This is a genomic window from Bacillus sp. DB-2, assembly GCF_003315125.1.
Classification (GTDB): domain Bacteria; phylum Bacillota; class Bacilli; order Bacillales; family Bacillaceae_G; genus Bacillus_A; species Bacillus_A mycoides.
On record NZ_QNRN01000017.1, the window covers coordinates 100,261 to 121,911 of the forward strand.

Here is a 21,651-nt window from a genome sequence, read left to right on the forward strand (position 1 = left end):
ATATATCGACTTACCGAAAATTAACGACAAAATCATCCCGCTATTTGCAGGTAGTCAGTACTAATAAAAGCTCCCATTCATCGCTCAAAAATAATCCGCTGCTTTGTTATTTCTTCCAACCTGCCTCGATCTACTTCATACTCACGTTCAATACTTTGCGGTACCCTTACTTTTCCGCCTTCAAGCATCACTTCCGGTGAAATAATATCCCTCTCCCAATGTCTACTAGAAGCAGATATATCTCCAGGAATCGTAAAGTTTGGCAATGAAGCGAGTGCAACATTTTGAGCTCGTGAAATCCCCATTTCTACCATGCCACCGCACCAAACTGGTATGTTATGCTCCATACAATAATTATGGATTTGAACGGACTCTGTTAATCCGCCCACTCGCCCTGGTTTAATATTAACGACGCGGCAACTGCCAAGCGTAATCGCAACACGTGCGTCTTCTAAACTATGGATGCTTTCATCTAAACAAATCGGTGTTTCAATTTTCTTTTGCAACTGTGCATGATCAAGAAAATCATAATCCGCTAACGGTTGTTCAATCATCATAAGTTGGAATTCATCTAGTCGTTTCAACTTCTCCGTATCCGCTAATGTATAAGCTGAATTTGCATCAGCCATTAACGGGATATTCGGAAACTCTTTACGAATTTCTTTCAGTAATTCGTAATCATGTTCTGGCTTTATTTTCACTTTAAAGCGCTCGTATCCTTCTTCCGCGTACTTCTCGATTTGTTTTAGCATAACCGGAATCGTATTGATCCCAATCACAACGCCGACTTCAATTTCAGACCTATTTCCGCCAAGCAATATCGCTAACGACTGCTTTTGACGATTCGCATATAAATCCCAAACAGCACCTTCAATTCCGGCCTTTGCCATTCGGTTTCTCTTTATATGTTGGAACAAAGACGGTACTTCATTCGGATGAGAGATTTCAGCTTTCAATAAATCCGGTAATAAAAAATCCTGAAGTACATGCAGCGCTGTCTTCACCGTTTCTTCCGTATACCACGGTTCAGAAAATGCAACGACTTCACCAAAACCAATGTATCCATCTGTATCTTCTAATTCAATGACGATACTTTCACGCTTTTCATAAGTCCCGTAACTTGCCGCAAACGGGATAATGAGCGGCATTTCCGTTATATAAAGTGTCGCTTTTTTTATTTCCACCTACATCTCCTCCACTAATTGTCTTAACTCTCGTCTTAACAATTTCTTCGAAGCATTTCGTGGTAATTCCTCTAAGAAACATGCTTTCTTCGGCACTTTATATTTCGCTAATTTCTCTTCGCAAAAACGAAGAATTTCTTCTTCTGTTACGTCTCCACTTTTTACAACAAAAGCAGCTGGTACTTGTCCCCAACTTTCGTCAGCCATACCGACAACCCCCGCTTCTACTACCGCCGGATGAGAGAGCAATACTTCTTCAATTTGAGCTGGATATATATTTTCTCCGCCAGAAATAATTAAATCACTGCGTCGATCTAATACGTATAAAAATCCTTCCTCATCTAAATAACCGAGGTCACCAGTATGAAGCCATCCATTTCTGATCGCCTCATGCGTCGCATCTTCACGGTTAAAGTAGCCACCTGTTACGTTCGGTCCTTTTACTACAATTTCTCCTTCAGCACGGGGCGGCACAACTACGCCGTCTTTTTCAATACGAAGCTGACACTGAAATAGTGGTTTTCCGGCTGATCCTACTTTCGTTAACATATAATCTGCTGTTAACGTACAAATTTGCGATGATGTTTCTGTCATACCGTACGTTTGATACACAGGAATTCCTTTTTCCACACATGTTTCTAATAACGGCTTCGGTGCTGGTCCTCCCCCAAGTAACATGCATCGTAAAGAAGATGGATATGTACCTTCGCCAAGTCGTTCTAATAAATCTGTTAGCATTTTAGAAACGACAGAAATAATCGTAACGCCTCTCGTTTGAAGTGCTTTATGAATAAAATTAGCATCATATTTTGGAACGAGTAAAATGCGCATACCGTACATAATATTTTTCATTAAAAGAGATAGCCCGCCAACGTGGAACATTGGCATACAAGCTAACCAACAATCATCATCACGAAGCCCTAAATTAAGCGAAGAACCGACTGCACTTGCCCAGTGGTTACCGTACGTTAAAACAACGCCTTTCGGTTTCCCTGTCGTCCCTGACGTATAAATAATTGTCATCGCTTCTTCTAAAGAAAATTCTTCTTGTATAAATGCTTCCGCCTTCGGTCCTTGCATCACTTCAGCAAATGAACATACTGGAACATTTTCCGTCTCAAACTCTTGATCCGTCACTAAACAAACAACTTCCGCATCATCCATTTGCCAAAGTAGCTCTTCTCTTGAAAGACGCGTATTTAAAAGCACAGCTACTGCACCTATGTAAGATAGGGCGTGAATAACTGTAATCATCTCCATACCATTTTTCATCAGAACAGCCACCTTTTGCGCCCGCTTCACTCCTACATGCGTGAGGTATTCACAAACAGATACTACTTTTTCATGCAGCTGCACGAAAGTAACCTTCTCCTCTTCAATTTCAATTGCAGTGCGATCAGGTGTTAAAAATGCACGTTGCATTAACCAATTCGGCATCGTCTCCATCACTCATTCTCCTTTCATGAAAGAAAGAGACCTGATATGACATCAAGTCTCTTAGTTGTTTTGTTTCCGGTTTTGATCTTTGGTCTCATCCAGCTACAGCGGCTAGAACAGTCGGTCGTTTCACGCTTTCCTACGAGGCAAAAAGCGCCTCTACGTCAGGAGTTCCAACGCCCTCTTGTTCTAAGCGAGCCGCTTTCGCTTTTGGTTTCATCCAGCTACAGCGGCTAGAATGTTCGGTGGCTTCACTTCTTCCTACGAGGCAAAAAGCGCCTCTCTGTCAGAAGCTCCATCCCCCTCACATTCTAAGCGAGCCGCTTCCGCTTTTGGTTTGATCACGGGAAACGAGGGAATTGACCGAAGTCCGGAGTGCGTTTTTCTTTGAACGCGTCGCGGCCTTCTTTTGCTTCGTCAGTTGTGTAGTACAATAACGTTGCGTCTCCAGCTAGTTGTTGAATACCAGCTAAACCGTCTGTGTCTGCGTTGAATGCAGCTTTTAGGAAACGAAGTGCCATTGGGCTGTTTGCTAAAATTTCTTGTGACCATTGTACTGTTTCTGCTTCAAGTTCTTCTAATGGTACTACTGTGTTTACTAAGCCCATATCAAGTGCTTCTTGTGCACTATATTGACGGCATAGGTACCAAATTTCACGAGCTTTCTTATGGCCTACCATACGAGCTAAATAACCAGCTCCGTATCCACCGTCAAAGCTTCCTACTTTAGGACCTGTTTGTCCGAATACAGCGTTGTCTGCAGCGATTGTTAAGTCACATACGATATGAAGTACGTGTCCACCACCGATTGCATAACCTGCTACCATTGCGATAACCGGTTTAGGGATTGCGCGAATTAGACGTTGTAAGTCTAATACGTTTAAACGTGGGATTTGGTCGTCACCTACATAGCCACCATGACCGCGAACTTTTTGGTCGCCGCCAGAACAGAATGCACGTCCACCTTCACCTGTTAAAATGATAACGCCAACATTTGCATCATCACGAGCGTGTGCAAAAGCATTGATTAACTCCATTACCGTTTTAGGACGGAATGCATTATGTACTTCAGGGCGGTTAATCGAAATCTTTGCGATGCCATTGTATGTTGAATAAATAATATCTTCGTAATTGCCTTCTTTTACCCATTCAATAGTCATTACTATTACCTCCTTTTATATTTCTGATCTCCGCTATAAGTGCAACTTCCTTCTTGCTGAAAAAAGTATCACTGCATAGTTTTTAGAAATCCCTTTACTATTGTATCAAACTTTTCCGGTTGTTCCACATGAATTGCATGGCCAGCCCCATCAATTTTGACAAATTTCGCATGAGGGATGCATTTTTCGATGTTTTTTAATAGGCGAAAGAACTTTTCATCGCTTTCTCCATTCAGTAAAAGGACAGGCATTTTTAGGTTTTGCAATTCGTTCCACCATGAAGGTTGAGCCCCTGTTCCCATGCCACGAAGACTATTTGCAAGTCCTTTTGGATTATTAGCAAGTCGTTCTTTTCGCAACGCTTCTTTTACGTTTTGCACTAAACGTTTTTGCGTTTCAAATAGCGGAATATTTTCCCACATCGATACAAAACTTCGGATGCCTTCTTGCTCAATTTTATCGGCAAGTCGTTCATCTTTTTCCTTGCGTTCTTTTCGCTCCTTTGCACTCTCAAGTCCAGCTGTACAGTTTTCTAAAAGAAGCGAACGCACATATTCTGGATATAAGCATGCCATCGTAATCGCAAGTCTACCACCCATTGAATAGCCAAGTATGTGCGCATTTTCAATATGAAGATGATCCAGTAGTTCTTTCATTTGCAGTGCCACATTTTGAATATCATAATGCATCACATCTTCAGGACTTTCCGTTTTCCCGTGTCCAACAATGTCTACTAGAATGACTTGAAACTGCTCGCTCCAAGAAGGAATAAAGGAACCCCACGTTTCCATGCTTCCCGTAAAACCATGAAGAAGTAGAAGTGGTTCCCCGCTTCCGGCTACTTCATATTCATACGATACACCTTGCAATGTTACTTTCATTTTGATTCACCTTGCAAAGATGTAGTAATAACGTCCATTGTTTTTGCCCATAGTTCACGATGTAATTTCAAGTTTTCTTCGCGATTCGTACAAATTTCCACGACGTGTAATCCATTCGTTTTCGTTCCAGTTTGTACTTCTTCTCGGAAGTTTTCCCAACCATTTACACGGCTAAATGAACCACCATACATTTTGACAACATGTTCATAATCAAGCCCAATTGGTGTTCCAAATAATGATTCGAAATGTTCCTTTTTCTCGTATTGTGGTAAGAATGAGAAAATACCTCCACCATCATTATTTACAACAACAATCGTTATATTTAACTCATGTAGTTTTGCGGCTAATAGTCCGTTTAAATCGTGATAAAATGATAAATCACCGATTACTAATACGAGCGGATCACAAATAATACTCGCTCCTAAAGCTGTTGAAATGATTCCATCAATACCATTTACACCGCGGTTCGCCATTACTTGAATGTTTTTATCCGATGTGAAGAAAAATGAATCGGTATCGCGAATTGGCATACTATTACTCGCAAATAACGTTGCCCCTTCTGGTAGTACACTTACAATATCCGTAATTACTTTTCCTTCAAATGCCGTTTCATATGTTTCCATCTCACGAAGCGTTTCTCTCGTTTTCTCGTTTATTTGTTTCCACATTCCGAACCAATCATTCTTTTTCATAACTGGCATTTTCTCTAGTAATGCTCTGCAAAATTCACTGTCACTAGCTTGTACAACTTCTGTCGCAACTAGAGCTGGATCTCTCCATTGTCCAGATTCATCAACAACGATATGAACAGCTTTCGTTTGTTTTTTGATGAACTGCGTTAATGCTTTAGAGACAGGCATTCCTCCGAAACGAATTAAAACATTCGGCTTCCACGTTTCTTTTAACAATTCATTTCGTAAAAATGTATCGTAACAATCTATAACCATCGTTTTATCATGATTACCACTACGGAGGTTAGAAAGTGGATCTGCTAAAATTGGATACCCTGTTTTCTCAGCTACTTTCATAACAACTTCTGTTATTTCTGGATGACTGCCGTCTCCACAAATAATAAGCCCCTTTTCCATATGTGAAAGGCGCCCTACAAGAGAATCTACATATTCACTCGGCATCGTCACGTTCCCTTGCTGAACTACTCCTGTATATTCACCACGCCCTTTATCCCATAAACTTTCTAATGAGAAATCCGGTATAAGCGGCTCGCGAACTGGAAAATTAAGATGAACAGGTCCTTGCGGCGCTAGAAGTGCGCTTGCTATCGTACGCTGCGTTGTCATTCGAGCGTAATGATACATTGCTTCACTTGCTTCAGGAAGTGCCATCTCTGTAAATTGCTTCACAAAAGTACCGTATAAATTAAATTGATTCATCGCCTGTGGTGCACCCACATCTCGTAATTCATGCGGTCTATCCGCTGTCAATACGATAAGCGGCACTCGTGAATGAAACGCTTCACATACAGCTGGATAATAGTTCGCTGCTGCCGTCCCTGACGTACATAATAGCGCAACAGGACGTTTTTTTGCTTTCGCAATACCGAGCGCAAAAAATCCTGCTGATCTTTCGTCTACATGTAAATATGTTTTCATTCCTTCATGTTGTTCCATTAGTAAGGCAATCGGCGTTGACCGTGAGCCAGGACTAATGACAACATCACATACATTTAGACGCGTCAGTTCGTCCACGAACGCGCCTAAATAATATGATAATGCTTCTATATGATTGTTCATTTCATTAATTCCTCCAAAGCACCAAGCATCGGTCTAAACTTCAAACTTGTTTCTTCATATTCAAGCTGCGCTACTGAATCAATTACGATACCACAGCCGGCAAATAAGGATGCCTTCTCGCCATTTAATAATCCGCAGCGAAGTGCAACCGCAAATTCACCATTTCCTTCATCATCTATAAAGCCAATTGGTGCACCATATAATCCTCTATCTAAAAGCTCTACATCACGGATTAATTTCAACGCCTCATGACGAGGTGTACCACCAAGAGCTGGTGTTGGATGTAATTCTTCTACCATCGTTAAAAGACTTGCATCACCTTTTGCTTCTACTGGCGTATATAAATGGATTAAATTTTTCGTCGTTAATAAGCCTGGGCTCTCCGGAATATTAACAGATTCGCAATGCTCACTTAGCACACCTCGAATCATGTTAACTACATAACCGTGTTCAGCCAAATTCTTTTCATCATGAAGAAGCGTCTCACCATTTTTTTTACTTTCTTCTATAGAATTGCCATGACCAATTGAACCAGCAAGGCACATCGATGTGAACTTCTCGCCTTCTTTTCGAATCAATCGCTCAGGCGTCGCCCCTAAGAAGCATGCTCCTTTATAATCAAAAGAAAATACGTAACAATCCGGTTGCCCAATGCGAAGCGCTTCTAAAACAAGAACGGAATCAATATGCTGATCCATCGTTAATTTTAGCTCCCTTGCTAATACAACCTTCTGCACGTTCCCTTGCTTCATTTCATCTTGCACTTTTCCAATCGCGTTCATCCAGCCACTCGGATCAACTTCTACTTTAGAAGTAACTGTTAATTTTGATCCTACTAGTGCACATTTACTCTCTTGTAAAATTCTCTCTTCTACAGAAATAATTTCGTTATAAAGAGTTTCTGCACAATCTTCAGCTGAAACGAACTGATTAATCGTTAACCACGCCTTTTCATTTTTTACAGTTAATAAAAATGCTGGTAGTGAAAATGTGGTATCATCAAATTCTTTCCAAAGATTCGTTTTTTCTTTTTCTTGGTCAAATGAAAATCCACCAAATAAAAGAGGACCTGTTCCAAATTCGTATCCTTCTCTTTGTACGAATGCTTTCTCTTTTACTTTATCCCACTCGTCACGAGCAGTTTGAAAGCGTTTGTGAGAGGAATTTGCTATAGTGAAAACAGAGCCAATTCCAGCAAATATTACATGCTGAGCTGGGTCTGCAAAATAACATCTATTTTCGAATGCGATCCTTTTTCCTGCTGCATAAAACAGAAGTGGATCCACCCAATCTATTTGTTTTACAAAACTGACTAATGTTTTTTCATCAGTCGTACGCTTAATAGCTGTAACAAGAACTTCTTGTAAGCCTTTTCGTTTCGTTTGAATCACAATTGTCTCCCCCCTATGGGCGAAAAATGGTCATAATTACGCTTGATTTTAAGATACACCTCAAAGGAAAGGCCTGTCAACGTTTAGCATTTCTGAGAAATTCACCTTCTCTTCCTAGAAAATAAACGTTGACACTAAATGATGCTTTTTCTACACTTAATTGTGTACAATATGTGACCAAGGAGGATTCAACATGGAAATGAACGTCGAAACGAATTCCTCTCCTACGGCGCCAAAGCCAAGTAAACAAACAGGCTGGCGAATTTGGTGGAGTTTATTACGTCCCCATACATTAACAGCAGCTTTCGTTCCTGTTTTCATCGGAACAGCTTTTGCAATGCAGGTCGGAGGTATAAATCAAATACATCTTCCTCTTTTCTTTATGATGCTTCTTGCTTGCCTTCTCATTCAAGCAGCAACGAACATGTTTAATGAATACTTTGATTATAAAAGAGGACTCGATCATGAAGGTTCAGTTGGAATAGGCGGTGCTATCGTCCGCGATGGCATTAAACCAAAAACCGTTCTTAACTTAGCATTCGGATTTTTAGGCATCGCAACGCTATTAGGTGTTTATATTTGTATGAACTCTAGCTGGTGGCTTGCTGCAATCGGTCTTGTTTGTATGGCCGTTGCTTACCTTTACACTGGTGGCCCTATTCCAATTGCGTACACACCATTTGGAGAGCTAACAGCAGGATTATTTATGGGTGTCATTATTATTGGTATTTCATTCTTTATCCAAACAGGGGCAGTAACATCAGAAGTGATTTTATTATCTATTCCAAGCTCCATTTTAATTGGTGCAATTTTACTATCTAACAATATTCGTGATTTAGATGGTGATAAAGAAAATGGTCGTAAAACGTTAGCAATTCTCGTTGGACGCGAAAGAGCCGTTGGTGTACTTGCTTCTATGTTTATCGTTGCCTACATTTGGACAATCGCTTTAATCATCGTTAACATCGTATCACCATGGATGCTTATCGTATTCTTAAGTGTACCGAAAGCATTTAAAGCGACGAAAGGCTTTATCGGCAAAAGCATTCCAATGGAAATGGTACCTGCGATGATTTCAACAGCAAAAACAAATACAATTTTCGGTCTCCTAATGGGAATCGGATTATTGCTTGGATACTTCCTATAAAGTGAAACTTCAATCAGTGGGGATTTTGTTCATCCCCACTGATTATTAGCCGGCACCAATCGGGCGTTTACGGGCAGCCCGACTCCCACCTAACTTCTTTGCTCCAGCCAAATTTTAAGGTGGGAGTTTTACTGCCCGGCAAATAGCGGGATAGAAAGGAGCTGCTTACGCAGCTCCTTTTTTCATATACCAACTTCCCGGCTGAAATTCATCTCATAATTCCTACTCTCAACGCTCATACTATGTAAAGAAACTGAATTGTAGGAAGGTGGACGACTATGTTAACTCCACAACAAATAAATCAATTTAAATCTATTTTAGAAAAACAACAGCAAGAAGTTGAACAAACAATACAAACTCATGAAAATGAAAACCGTGCATCTGAACGTGATTCAGTAGGAGAATTGTCTAGCTATGACAACCATCCAGGTGATATGGCTACAGAATTGTACGAACGTGAGAAAGATTTCGGACTCATCGAATTTTGGCATAAACAGTTAGAAGATACGAAACATGCTCTGCAAAAAATTGAAGCTGGTACGTACGGAATTTGCGAAGTGTCTGGTGAGGAAATTCCATTTGAAAGATTAGAAGCAATGCCAACTGCTACAACGTGTATTCAGCACACTACAAATAAATTAGATATGAACACGCGCCCAGTTGAAGAAGAGGTGCTAGCTCCTTCGTTCCACAAGCACGACGAAGATCATTCTGTTGAATACGATGCTGAAGACGCTTGGCAAGACGTCGCAAATTACGGAACATCAGAAACACCATCCGATTTAGAACGACAGGATTCAAAAAACTATAATGGAATGTACGTAAATAGTGAAGAAAATGTTGGTTATGTAGAGGATTTCGAAAACTTTATCGGAACAGATATGTATGGAAAAAACCCACAAGTTTTCGCAACAGAAGAACATGAAGAATATGAACAATTGCTTGATGACTTTGAAGAGCGCACCTTTAAAGGTGAATTATCTTCAGATGAGTCTGGTTCTAAAGCATAAAAAAAGCATTCCGAAGTTCGGAATGCTTTTTTTCGCTAGCTAATTAGTTTTTTGTAACGTTAGCTGCTTGTGGTCCGCGGTTTCCATCAACGATTTCGAAAGAAACTTCTTGACCTTCTTCTAAAGTTTTGAAGCCGTCGCCTTGAATAGCTGAGAAATGTACGAATACGTCTTCTCCGCCTTCAACTTCGATGAAGCCAAAACCTTTTTCGCCGTTAAACCATTTAACTTTACCTGTTTGCATGTCATGTACCTCCTAAATAAAAATGAAACTATGAATCCACATGAAAAGGTGGATATAAAGGACATGAATGTATAACAAGCTTACAGCCTTTAATACAACGTGCTTTATTTCCGTACCACATTATGTAGCTCAATAGTGTTTTCACTATATCATGCTATATCAAAAACGTCAAATGAGAACACTTTCGTCCCATCGTTTTTTATAATTCTAGTATAACCTTAAACTTCCATTCTACTTTTATTCAAAAATTAACAAAACTACAGTATTCTAATTCCTTTGATTTCTGTACAATATAATTACTACATATGATGAGGTGAAAAAATGCAAGCACATGAAATCGAGTATAAATTATATGGCGATGATATGCAGTTTGTTGAAATTGAGTTGGATCCAGAAGAAAGCGTTATCGCAGAGGCTGGCGCAATGATGATGATGGAAGATCATATAGAAATGGAAACGATTTTCGGTGATGGTTCTGGACCATCTAGTGGTCTATTCGGTAAATTAATGGGCGCAGGTAAACGTCTCGTTACAGGTGAAAGTATGTTTATGACTGTATTTACAAATACAGGTCATGGCAAACGACACGTATCATTCGCCGCTCCTTATCCTGGAAAAATTATTCCTGTTGATTTAACAGAATATCAAGGAAAAGTAGTCTGCCAAAAAGATGCATTTCTTTGTGCAGCAAAAGGTGTTTCTATCGGAATCGAATTTACAAAGAAAATTGGAACTGGTTTCTTCGGTGGTGAAGGTTTCATCATGCAGAAACTTGAAGGTGACGGACTAGCTTTCATGCATGCAGGCGGAACTGTATATAAGCGTGAATTGAAACCTGGCGAGAAACTTCGCATTGATACAGGTTGTCTCGTTGCAATGACGAAAGATGTTAACTACGATGTTCAATTCGTTGGAAAAGTAAAAACAGCTCTATTTGGCGGCGAAGGTTTATTCTTCGCAACGTTAGAAGGTCCTGGAACGGTTTGGATTCAGTCCTTAACACTTAGCCGCTTAGCAGCACGTCTTACAAGCCCAGCAGCTCAAAGCACCGGTGAAGGCAGTGTATTAGGCGGACTTGGTCGCCTTTTAGATGGGAAAGAATAAAACACTAAAAAAAGATAGTCCCCTTCATAGGGAACTATCTTTTTCTTTTGGACTGTATAAACCATTTTGAATCATATAATATTCCATCGCTTTATTAAGCCATACCTCTTCTTCCTCTGTATAAGGAGAAGGCATCATCTTATTATATTGTTCTTCTACATTTTCTAATTTACTTAAAGAATACATCGTCTCTTCTCCGACATACTTAAGAGTTGCCTTCATATGCTGATCAACAAGTTTTTGTACTTCTAGATTATCGATTTGTTTTCCAGATAACCTTTTTACTTCTTTTGATAAGCGGACAAACTCTTTATCTAGTTCTATCATCTCTTCCACGGGTTTATTATATAATCCCTCGATCATTTCCCTCGGTATGTATTCCTCGAGCCATAATCGTTGTTCATTTTCCTTTTGAATGCTATTAATTAAACTCATTAATATGTCACTCTCTACCTGTTCATCTTCCTCAAGCAATAAAATTGTTCGTTCAATTGCCTTCATAGAAACCTCAATCTGTTTCTTTTTCTCTTCGAAAGTTTTTTTCTGATTTTGCAACGTTTCCTTTAAGCTCATATTTAAACTCGGCATACTAAACATACAACATATTTCATCTAGACTATATCCTAAAAGCTTCAAACTCACTATCTGTTGTAATGTTAAAATATCTTTCCCCCTATATACACGATGTCCTGAACTCATATTTTTTTCAGGTTTAAGCAATCCAATTTCATCGTAGTATTGTAGTGTCCGTATTGATGTGCCTGTTCTCTTTGAAAACTCACCAATTGGATAGCCTTTCTTTTTGCTCATCCTACACTCCTCCTAACAATATGTTTACAAAAATCATACTCCCTCACGTAACTGTAGGTTCAAGCATTTTTTCAAAAAGAATGAATCAAGTCCCTCACTGCATATATTGAACTATACCTTTTCTTAAGGAGGGCTTCCTTAATGCGTACTCCTTTATCCTTTGATAAAGACACTGCCATATTGTTAGCTTCTTGCTGCGATCTAACGTATGAACAATATAAACAAAATGGGATTTTTGAAATACCTGATGGATTCCAATATGTACAAGGCTTTCAAGGAAAAGCGATTCAAACGATGGAATGGTTTGGGTTCATATTAGAATCTGAAGATACGATTATTGTGGCTTTTAGGGGTACACAAACAGATACAGATTGGATTATCGATTCACTCGTCAACCAAAGACCATACCCATACGCTTTAAATAGCGGAAATGTTCATAACGGCTTTCTTTCAATTTATGAATCTTGCCGGGATTCTATTATGGATATGCTCGTGTCATTACCAGCCCATAAGAAACTTCTTGCAACAGGCCATAGCTTAGGCGGTGCACTCGCTACACTACACATACTAGATGCCCGTATAAATACTGCCTTCGCACAGTACGGTCTTTATACATTTGCCTCTCCAAAAGTTGGAGATATCGCTTTTCGAAATTATTATAAACTGCAAGTAGCTAGTAGCTTTCGTTTTGTCAATTTATTCGATGTCGTTCCTCTTCTCCCTCCAAGAAATGTCCATTTTAATGAGAAGGATTGGGAATATGCACACGTCCATCACAACATGACATTTACGAAAAATACAAAATCCATTACGAATAATCATTCCATTACAACATACAAAACATGTCTGACCTCTCATTTTTAACCAGTAAACAATTGGAAATTAAACATTCGTATACTATAATAATATATGAATTTACTTTTGGATGAGGGGACCTTACATGTTAAAATTTATCTTTGCACTTTTTCTCATTGTAATTTTTTCGGTTACAGGTTTCTTTACATTTTCATACTTTGCGACAGGAGAATACGGTGGAACAGGTATAATATATACCACTATCCCATTTCTTTCTTAAGCAAAATAAGTAAAACGAGCTTAATATCCTTAAGCTCGTTTTATTTTTCTAAGTAAGCGTATCCCTGCTTTAAAAGTGAATAAATAAAAGCCCCTTCAAAAGAGGCTTTCATCTAAAAAAGTTTAACAGTATTACCAATACCCCAAATTTCATTACTGTACTGCAAAATTGTTCGATCACTCGCAAAATGCCCAGATTGTGCAATGTTCAAAATCGACATTTCCAGCCATTTCTTCCTATTTTCATAGGCCCTTCCGACAGCTTCTTGTCTTTCAGCATATGGGCTAAAATCTCGAAGAACGAAGTATTCATCATTTTGAATAACGAGAGAATCATAAATCGCTTCAAATTCAGCTCCCGACTGTGCAAAGAAACCATTCGTTAACTGATCTACTACTTTTTTAATGTGCATATTGTGGTGATAATAGTCACTTGCACGATATCCACCATTTTGGTAATAATGAAGAACCTCATCCGCTGTTAAGCCGAAAATGAAGCAGGCATCATCACCGACCCGGTCTTTTATTTCAATGTTAGCTCCATCTAACGTTCCGAGTGTAATTGCACCATTCATCATGAATTTCATGTTACCTGTTCCCGATGCTTCTTTACTCGCAGTTGAAATTTGTTCACTTACATCTGCCGCCGGGAATATATCTTCCGCTAAAGAAACTCGGTAGTTTTCTAGAAAGATAACTTTCATAAATTGACTTACGTACGGATCGGTATTCACCTTTCTTGCAAGCTCATTTATTAATTTAATAATTTTCTTCGCATAATAATAGCCTGGTGATGCTTTCGCTCCAAAAATAAAAGTACGCGGGTAAAATGAAAAACTAGTATCCTCTTTTAAACGGTTATACAAGTACAAAATATGAAGAACATTTAATAATTGTCGTTTGTAAGCATGTAGCCTTTTCACTTGCACATCAAAAATAGAATTCGGATCAATAGTGATCCCCATTTTATTATGAATGCGCTCCGCTAAAATAATCTTACGCTCTTGTTTTACCCCTGCAAGCTTTTCTTGAAAACTAGTATCATGTATGAAGTTTTGCAGTGCTTGCAGCTTAATCGGCTCTTTCTTCCATTCTTCTCCAATCGCTTCCGAAATAAGATTCGTCAGCTGTGGATTCGCCTTCATTAGCCAGCGCCTATGAGCAATTCCATTCGTTTTATTATTAAACTTATCTGGATAAAATTCATAGAACAATCGCATTTCACGCTGCTTTAAAATTTCTGTATGAATTTTCGCCACACCGTTAACGCTATGGCTACCAACAATCGCTAAATGAGCCATTTTTACAAGGTCATGCGCAATAATGGCCATGTCCTCAATACGCTTCCAATCGTACGAATAACGGTCCCAAAGCTCATGACAGAAACGTTCATTAATTTCTTCAATAATCATATAAATTCTCGGTAATAACGGTTTAAAAATGCGAATTGGCCATTTCTCAAGCGCTTCTGATAACGTCGTATGATTCGTATAGGAAATCGTCTGCGTTGTTATGTGCCAAGCTTCTTCCCATGTCAATTTTTCTTCGTCTAATAAAATACGCATAAGTTCTGGAATTGCTAGAACCGGATGTGTATCGTTTATGTGAATCGCGATTTTTTCATGTAACTGACGAAGACTACCGTGTCTCTCCCTATGCATACGAACGATATTTTGCAAACTTGCTGATACGAGGAAATACTGTTGTTTTAAACGAAGTATTTTCCCCTCATCATGCGTATCATCTGGATATAAAAACTCCGATACAGCCTCTGTTTCACGCTTATATTTCAAAATATCTTTACAATTTTGCGGGAAAGGAACTGGCTCCGCATTCCAAAGCCGAAGCGTATTTACAGTACTCGTTTCATACCCTACAACTGGAACGTCATATGGTACTGCCATAATAACTTCTGCATTTGTATGCCTGAACTCTAAACGTCCATCAATTTCTAGTGGCTCAACGTTTCCAAAATAACTTACTTCTACGGCTTGGTCATACCTTCTTACTTCCCAAACGTTTTCATGAAGAAGCCACTGTTCTGGAAATTCTACTTGATAGCCATCAACAATTTTTTGATCAAACAGACCATGCTTATAACGAATACCACAGCCATGTCCTGGTAAGTTTAAAGAAGCGAGTGAATCGAGGAAACAGGCTGCTAAACGTCCAAGTCCACCGTTACCAAGGCCAGCATCTGCTTCAATCTCTTCTAACTCGTGCAAAGAAATTCCAAGTTCAAAAAGTCCTTTTTCACATACATCTCTAATACCTAAATTTAATATGTTGCTTCCAAGTAAACGCCCAAGTAAAAATTCAATGGATAAATAATACATTTGTTTTTGATCTCCAGAACGATAACTTTCATTCGTTGCAATCCATTGACTATTCATATACTCACGTACCATATGACCGAGCGTATTATACTGATCACGAGTTGTAGAATCTTTGAAACTTTTCCCATACATCGTTTCTAATTTTTCTAGAAAAGCGGATTTGAAGCTTTCAACATGAGTAAACATTTTTTCACCACCTCAATGTTATTCCATGAGACTTTTATACAATTTCTTGTATGCAAGAGCAGATTTCCCCCAGCTATAATCTTCAGTCATCGCTTGCTTTACAAGCTTATCCCATACCGGTTTATCTTGATAAAACTCAATTGCACGAAGAATCGTATGTAACATGTCATGCGCATTAAAATTCGTAAAGCTAAAGCCATTCCCAATTCCAGTGTCCTCATCGTAAGAATGTACAGTATCATTTAATCCGCCTGTTTCTCTTACAATTGGAATCGTGCCATATGCTAGCGCAATAAGTTGTCCAAGTCCACACGGTTCAAACAGCGATGGCATTAAAAATAAATCGCTTCCCGCGTACACTTGATGCGCTAACGCTTCATTAAACCCAATATATACTTTTACCTTTTCTGGATACTCGTATGCCATCCATTCAAAGAACTGCTCGTATTCAGAATCGCCTGACCCCAAAATAATACATTGTACATCTTCTTCCATTATTTTACGGAATACAGTACGTACTAGATCAAGCCCCTTTTGCTTCGTTAATCGTGTTACCATCGAAATAACTGGCGTATCTTCTTTTTCTGGCAAACCAAAATAACGTTGCAATGCACGTTTATTTTCATTCTTTCCATCTAATGACTCTGCACTATACTGAGCAGTAATATACGAATCTGTTTCTGGATTATATACGCTCGTATCAATTCCATTTACAATGCCACTAAGCTTATCGTTATTCTTTCGTAACAATCCATCTAACTTCTCACCGAAAAACTCATATTGAATCTCTTCTTTATATGTCGGGCTAACCGCTGTAATTTGGTCAGATGCGATAATACCGCCTTTCATAAAGTTCACGTTTCCATAAAACTCAAGCTGTTCACTATGAAAATATTCATGACCAAGCTCCAGTAAGTCGTACATCACTTCAGGAGGAAATACACCTTGGAACTGCAAGTTATGAATCGTATATACCGTTTTAATATGCTCATATAACGGGTTATCTTGATACTTTTCACGAAGTAAGAAATTAACCATAGCTGTGTGCCAATCATGGCTATGAAGAACATCTACTTCGAAATCAAGATGCGGAATACACTCTAAAACTGCTTTTGAAAAATAAGAAAAACGCTCCCCATCATCATAATGGCCATATAGAGAATCTCTCTTAAAATAATATTCATTATCTATTAAGTAATACGTAATCCCGTCCTGCTCACCTTTTAAAATCCCGCAATATTGATTTCTCCATCCAAGAGGAACGTTAATTACTTTATGAAGCGTACATCCTTCTCTTAACTCTTTCGGGATAAGACTGTAGTTTGGAAGTATAATGCGAACATTCACTCCTAATTTTTTTAATTCTTTTGGAAGCGCTCCTGCTACATCAGCTAGACCTCCGGATTTAATAAACGGTACACATTCTGATACTGCAAATAAAATATTCACCTGTTGTTCCACTGCACGAAAAGCGTATACATCATAAATCACTCTTCTTACAGCTTCCTCCCTTCAAGTTTTCATATAGAGTAAAACCTTAATTAGTGGGGGTTTTCTAAATCCCCCACTAATTATGCACCTGCTATTTACGAATAACTGTTGATTGTACTATTTTGTACACTACCTTTTTCTACAACATATGGCTTATCAGCACTTCCTTTTAACACTACGCCGTCGCCAAGTTTCACATCTTTATCAATAATAACACCGTCTATTATACAATTATCTCCAATTTGGCTCTTTTGCATAATAATACTATTACGTACAATTGAACCTTTTCCAATTTTAACAGAACGGGCGACAACACTATTTTCCACTTCCCCTTCAATAATACTGCCGTTTGCAACCATTGTATTTTTCACTACTGCACCCTTCATATAACGAGTTGGTGGCTCATCTTTTACTTTCGTAAAGATTGGTGCTTCTTTCTTAAATAATTGCTTCCAAATAGAAGGCTGCAAAATTTCTAGGCTATGTTTATAGTAACTTTCAATAGAATCAATAATAGCTACATATCCTGTATGTTCGTACGTAGTAATATGCAGTGATTTCCCGCTCTTTTCTCTCACTACATCAAATAAACTGTATTGCTCCACATCTTTATATGCCTCAAATAAGTCTAGCAATAATTGTTTCTTTAACACATATGTTTGAAGCGAAACCCCTTCATGACAAACTTCAGTAATATCTGCAGACGTATGTATATGTCGCTCTAACACCGCTTGAAAGTTCAACGCTGTTACAAGATGGCTATTCGTAATAACAACATATTCTTCTCTGCTTCTTAGAAAATAATCAATATGTCTTCTAAAATGTGCAAAAGATCCAAATTCGTCATGATCACATTGGCAGTTCGGTGGGAATAAAAACAGGCCATCACGCTTTCTATCTAAATCCCACTGTTTTCCTGAACCGACATGATCCATTAAAGAACGGTTTTTATGACTTGTAAAAACCGCCACGCTATGAATATTAGAATTTACCATATTTGAAAGCATGAAATCAATGAGTCGGTAACGGCCTCCAAACGGTAACGCCGCTAATGAACGATGCCCTGTTACTTTCTTTAAGGAAGGAAAACTTCCCGTTGCATTAATAATCCCTAACATTTTTTCTCCCATTCATTTCATCCCCCTTTTCTATTTTCCTTCAGCAATTAGTACTACATCGTCAACATTTTTTTCTGGGCGAATTATTGTCCCATCTTCAATAACCATTTCTGATCCAACGATCGCTCTTTCAATCACAACGTTTTTACCAATCTTTGCCCCAGGCATAACGACAGAATCGATTACCATACTACCTTCTTCTACCGTTACTCCTTGGAATAAAACAGAATGCTTCACGTCCCCTTCAATGACGCACCCTTCATTAATAAGTGACTCTTCTACTTTTGCCTTTTCTGCAATATATTGAGGCGGCTCGTTTGGATTTACAGAATAAATGCGCCAATTACGATCGTTCAAGTTCAACGATGTTTCATCGCGAAGTAAATCCATATTCGCTTCCCATAAGCTTTTCACCGTTCCAACATCTTTCCAATATCCTTCAAACGGATACGCCATCAACTTCTTCCCTTCATCTAATAAAAGCGGAAGTACATCTTTTCCGAAGTCATTACTAGATTCAGGGTTTCTTGCATCCATCTCTAAATATTCTTTTAAAATAGCCCAGTTAAAAATATAAATTCCCATTGATGCAAGATTACTTCTTGGAAATTGCGGTTTCTCCTCAAATTCAACAACTTCCATCTCTTCATTTGTATTCATGATGCCAAAGCGACTTGCTTCATCCCACGGCACTTCAATAACAGAAATCGAAACGTCCGCTTCTTTCTCAATATGGTAATCTAGCATTTTGCTGTAATCCATTTTATAAATATGATCGCCTGATAAAATAAGGACATATTCTGGTTCATACTGACTTAAATAGTTTAAGTTTTGATAAATAGCACTTGCCGTACCTGTATACCACTTCACACCTGAAGACTCCGCATAAGGAGGTAACACAGTGACTCCACCGTTTACACGATCAAGATCCCAAGCATTTCCGATTCCAATATAATTATGAAGTTCTAACGGTTGATATTGTGTTAAAATCCCCACCGTTTCAATACCGGAGTTTGCACAGTTACTTAACGTAAAATCAATAATGCGATATTTACCACCAAATGGAACAGCTGGCTTGGCTAAATTTTTTGTTAATGCACTTAAACGACTACCTTTTCCCCCTGCTAGTAACATTGCTACGCACTTTTGTTTTTGAGCCATCTTGTTTTTTGCTCCCCTTTCTCGTCTTCACTGGTCGTAATATGGATACGCCAAATGGTGGAATTGTAATTTCTATATGTCCCGCTTGATTATGATATGGCTCTAGAATCATCTTGAGACGTTTCTTATTAACTTGCCCCGATCCGCCATATTGCGCCGAGTCACTGTTTAAAATTTCGTTATAATACTCGAAATCTGGTACACCTACTTTATAGTTTTCATATGTAGCTTTCGTAAAATTACATACGACAACTAACGCATCTTCCTGCTTATCCCCTTGGCGGATAAACGAGAAAATACTTTGCTCATTATTATTAGCATCAATCCACTGAAATCCTTCAGGCGAGTGATCTAACTGCCAAAGTGGTTTTGAGCGCTTATACAATGCTATGAGCTCTTTAAAGTAATCATGCATATTACGATGCATTTCAAAATCATGTAAATTCCAATCTAAATCTTCAAGGTCTTTCCACTCATCAAATTGCCCGAATTCTCCACCCATAAAGAGTAATTTCTTACCTGGATGAGTAAAGAAATATCCATATAATAAACGAAGCTGAGCAAACTTATCCCAGTAATCTCCCGGCATTTTATTTAATAACGACTTTTTCCCATGAACGACTTCATCATGAGAAAGCGGCAATATGAAGTTTTCAGAGTGAGCATATATTAAAGAGAATGTCATTTTCTCATGAATGTATTTCCGGTACTCTGGCGCACATTCCATATATTTCAGCACGTCATTCATCCAACCCATATTCCATTTATAATTGAATCCAAGCCCACCCTCGTATGTTGGAGCTGTTACAAGTGGCCAAGCTGTTGAATCTTCCGCTGTCATAAGAAACTCTTCATCTTCTGCAAACACGGCTTCATTTAACTCTCGTAAGAAAGAAACGGCGTGTTCATTGCTTTGCTCTTTTCCTTCTTTATTCCAGTACAGCATATTCGCAACTGCATCTACCCTGAAACCATCAATATGGAAATGCTTCATCCAAAATAACGCATTTGAAATTAAGAAATTACGTACTTCTCTCTTCCCTAAATCAAAATTAACAGTTCCCCATACAAGGTTTTCTTGTACGTCTCTATCTTTATATTCATACGTCGGTGTCCCATCAAACAAATATAAACCGTGAGCATCTTTACAAAAATGCCCCGGTACCCAATCTAAAATGACACCGATTCCATATTTATGACATTCATCGACAAAATACATCAAATCATGTGGCGTGCCGAATCTACTTGTCGCTGCATAATATCCTGTTCCTTGATATCCCCAAGAACGATCATATGGATGCTCAACAAGCGGCATAATTTCAATATGTGTAAATTGATGTTCCACCACATACGGAATGAGCTCCTCGGCCATTTCTCTGTAAGAATACAGAGCGCCATCCTCTTTCTTTTTCCAAGAACCGAAATGTAATTCATAAACTGTCATCGCTTCTTTATAAATCGATTTTTTCTTTCTCTTACGAATCCAGTTTTTATCATTCCATTCATATCCCTCTATATCAAAAACTACAGATGCCGTATTTGGTCTTACTTCTGCATATACTGCGTAAGGATCTGCTTTTAAAATAACGTCACCATCCATCGTTTCAATCGCATACTTATATATCTCATTCTCTTCAATATGCGGTACAAACAAGGACCAAATCCCCTCTTCTGTCACTTGTAGCATCTTATGTTGCTCATAATCCCATTCATTAAAATCTCCAACAACACTCATTGCTTTCGCATGAGGAGCCCATACTGTGAATCGTACACCTCGCATCCCATCTTCCGTCACAATATGTGCGCCAAAGATGTTATAACTGTCATAGTACTTTTCTGTATGAAACTCATCTCGTTTCACTTCTTCACAATTTATTACATCCAATATGTTCACCTCACTAAGATGACAGAAATTTTTTACTCTTTATCATTTCTGCGAAAAACTGAAATATCCTTGTTATTTTTTAAAAAATATTCGTTTTTTTCTTTAATTTCGCTTAAAATATTCAAATTTACTGTGTAAAATATCGAATTTTGACGAATATTCATTGCAAACGCTTCATTTCCTACTAGTCTTTCATCCTATTATTTATTTCTCAACCTTTATTTCATAAGATTTATCCTATTTTACTCGCTATTTATCACTTAAAATCGCAACAAAATAAT

At 38.5% G+C, this 21,651-nt stretch carries 18 protein-coding genes; 5 read left to right on the plus strand and 13 right to left on the minus strand.

What is annotated here, in order from left to right; genetic code table 11:
* Positions 1-77: 77 nt before the first annotated feature.
* The 6 genes from menC to DET63_RS25165 form a co-directional block, all read right to left on the minus strand.
* Positions 78-1,184: an o-succinylbenzoate synthase gene (menC, locus tag DET63_RS25140; protein WP_002129645.1), complete on the minus strand. Its 1,107-nt coding sequence runs from the start codon at positions 1,182-1,184 to the stop codon at positions 78-80.
* Positions 1,185-2,630 (minus strand): o-succinylbenzoate--CoA ligase, encoded by a 1,446-nt coding sequence (locus DET63_RS25145; protein ID WP_113938200.1) that lies wholly within the window; start codon positions 2,628-2,630, stop codon positions 1,185-1,187. It abuts the gene before it with no gap.
* A gap of 332 nt (positions 2,631-2,962) precedes the next feature.
* The gene (gene menB, locus DET63_RS25150; protein ID WP_002089233.1) at positions 2,963-3,781 is read right to left on the minus strand and encodes a 1,4-dihydroxy-2-naphthoyl-CoA synthase; all 819 of its coding nucleotides are present in this window, start codon (positions 3,779-3,781) and stop codon (positions 2,963-2,965) included.
* 68 nt (positions 3,782-3,849) lie between these two features.
* On the minus strand, positions 3,850-4,662 hold the full coding sequence (gene menH / locus DET63_RS25155) for a 2-succinyl-6-hydroxy-2,4-cyclohexadiene-1-carboxylate synthase (RefSeq protein WP_113938201.1): 813 nt from the start codon (positions 4,660-4,662) through the stop codon (positions 3,850-3,852).
* Positions 4,659-6,413, minus strand: a complete 1,755-nt coding sequence (gene menD / locus DET63_RS25160; protein ID WP_002129652.1) for a 2-succinyl-5-enolpyruvyl-6-hydroxy-3-cyclohexene-1-carboxylic-acid synthase — start codon at positions 6,411-6,413, stop codon at positions 4,659-4,661. Before menD ends, menH begins: the two co-directional genes overlap by 4 nt.
* A complete protein-coding gene (locus DET63_RS25165; RefSeq protein WP_113938202.1) occupies positions 6,410-7,804 on the minus strand; it encodes an isochorismate synthase in 1,395 nt (464 codons plus the stop codon). Before DET63_RS25165 ends, menD begins: the two co-directional genes overlap by 4 nt.
* A 193-nt stretch (positions 7,805-7,997) precedes the next feature.
* Between DET63_RS25165 and DET63_RS25170 the strand changes: the two genes are divergently transcribed.
* Together DET63_RS25170 and DET63_RS25175 are read left to right on the plus strand one after the other, a co-directional pair.
* Positions 7,998-8,951, plus strand: a complete 954-nt coding sequence (locus DET63_RS25170) for a 1,4-dihydroxy-2-naphthoate polyprenyltransferase (RefSeq protein WP_002015811.1) — start codon at positions 7,998-8,000, stop codon at positions 8,949-8,951.
* 278 nt (positions 8,952-9,229) lie between these two features.
* Positions 9,230-9,961, plus strand: a complete 732-nt coding sequence (locus tag DET63_RS25175; RefSeq protein ID WP_002145149.1) for a yteA family sporulation protein — start codon at positions 9,230-9,232, stop codon at positions 9,959-9,961.
* Positions 9,962-10,004: 43 nt separating this feature from the next.
* Here the strand turns inward: DET63_RS25175 and cspD are convergent, their stop codons facing one another.
* A complete protein-coding gene (gene cspD, locus DET63_RS25180) occupies positions 10,005-10,205 on the minus strand; it encodes a cold-shock protein CspD (RefSeq protein WP_001193051.1) in 201 nt (66 codons plus the stop codon).
* 321 nt (positions 10,206-10,526) lie between these two features.
* Between cspD and DET63_RS25185 the strand changes: the two genes are divergently transcribed.
* Entirely contained in the window at positions 10,527-11,309 is a 783-nt protein-coding gene (locus DET63_RS25185) for a TIGR00266 family protein (protein ID WP_002145148.1), read from the plus strand.
* 24 nt (positions 11,310-11,333) lie between these two features.
* Here DET63_RS25185 and DET63_RS25190 read toward each other — a convergent pair whose 3' ends face one another.
* Positions 11,334-12,119 carry a MerR family transcriptional regulator gene (locus tag DET63_RS25190; protein ID WP_113938203.1) on the minus strand — a complete coding sequence of 262 codons (786 nt, stop codon included), beginning with the start codon at positions 12,117-12,119 and terminating at the stop codon, positions 11,334-11,336.
* A 141-nt stretch (positions 12,120-12,260) separates the two neighbouring features.
* Here DET63_RS25190 and DET63_RS25195 point away from each other — a divergent pair, with 141 nt between their 5' ends.
* The gene (locus DET63_RS25195; RefSeq protein ID WP_105585871.1) at positions 12,261-12,983 is read left to right on the plus strand and encodes a lipase family protein; all 723 of its coding nucleotides are present in this window, start codon (positions 12,261-12,263) and stop codon (positions 12,981-12,983) included.
* Between the two features lie 76 nt (positions 12,984-13,059).
* Positions 13,060-13,194 carry a hypothetical protein gene (locus DET63_RS30835; RefSeq protein WP_002145142.1) on the plus strand — a complete coding sequence of 45 codons (135 nt, stop codon included), beginning with the start codon at positions 13,060-13,062 and terminating at the stop codon, positions 13,192-13,194.
* A 112-nt stretch (positions 13,195-13,306) separates the two neighbouring features.
* On the opposite strand, the gene glgP is transcribed toward DET63_RS30835, so the two are convergent.
* The 5 genes from glgP to glgB form a co-directional block, all read right to left on the minus strand.
* Entirely contained in the window at positions 13,307-15,715 is a 2,409-nt protein-coding gene (gene glgP, locus DET63_RS25200) for a glycogen phosphorylase (RefSeq protein ID WP_113938204.1), read from the minus strand.
* Positions 15,716-15,733: 18 nt separating this feature from the next.
* Positions 15,734-17,164, minus strand: coding sequence for a glycogen synthase GlgA (glgA, locus tag DET63_RS25205; protein WP_113938214.1), 1,431 nt, complete (start codon positions 17,162-17,164; stop codon positions 15,734-15,736).
* A 137-nt stretch (positions 17,165-17,301) separates the two neighbouring features.
* Entirely contained in the window at positions 17,302-18,336 is a 1,035-nt protein-coding gene (gene glgD, locus DET63_RS25210) for a glucose-1-phosphate adenylyltransferase subunit GlgD (protein WP_113938205.1), read from the minus strand.
* A gap of 18 nt (positions 18,337-18,354) precedes the next feature.
* The gene (glgC, locus tag DET63_RS25215; protein WP_002129671.1) at positions 18,355-19,485 is read right to left on the minus strand and encodes a glucose-1-phosphate adenylyltransferase; all 1,131 of its coding nucleotides are present in this window, start codon (positions 19,483-19,485) and stop codon (positions 18,355-18,357) included.
* The gene (glgB, locus tag DET63_RS25220; RefSeq protein WP_113938206.1) at positions 19,433-21,370 is read right to left on the minus strand and encodes a 1,4-alpha-glucan branching protein GlgB; all 1,938 of its coding nucleotides are present in this window, start codon (positions 21,368-21,370) and stop codon (positions 19,433-19,435) included. Before glgB ends, glgC begins: the two co-directional genes overlap by 53 nt.
* Positions 21,371-21,651: the final 281 nt, after the last annotated feature.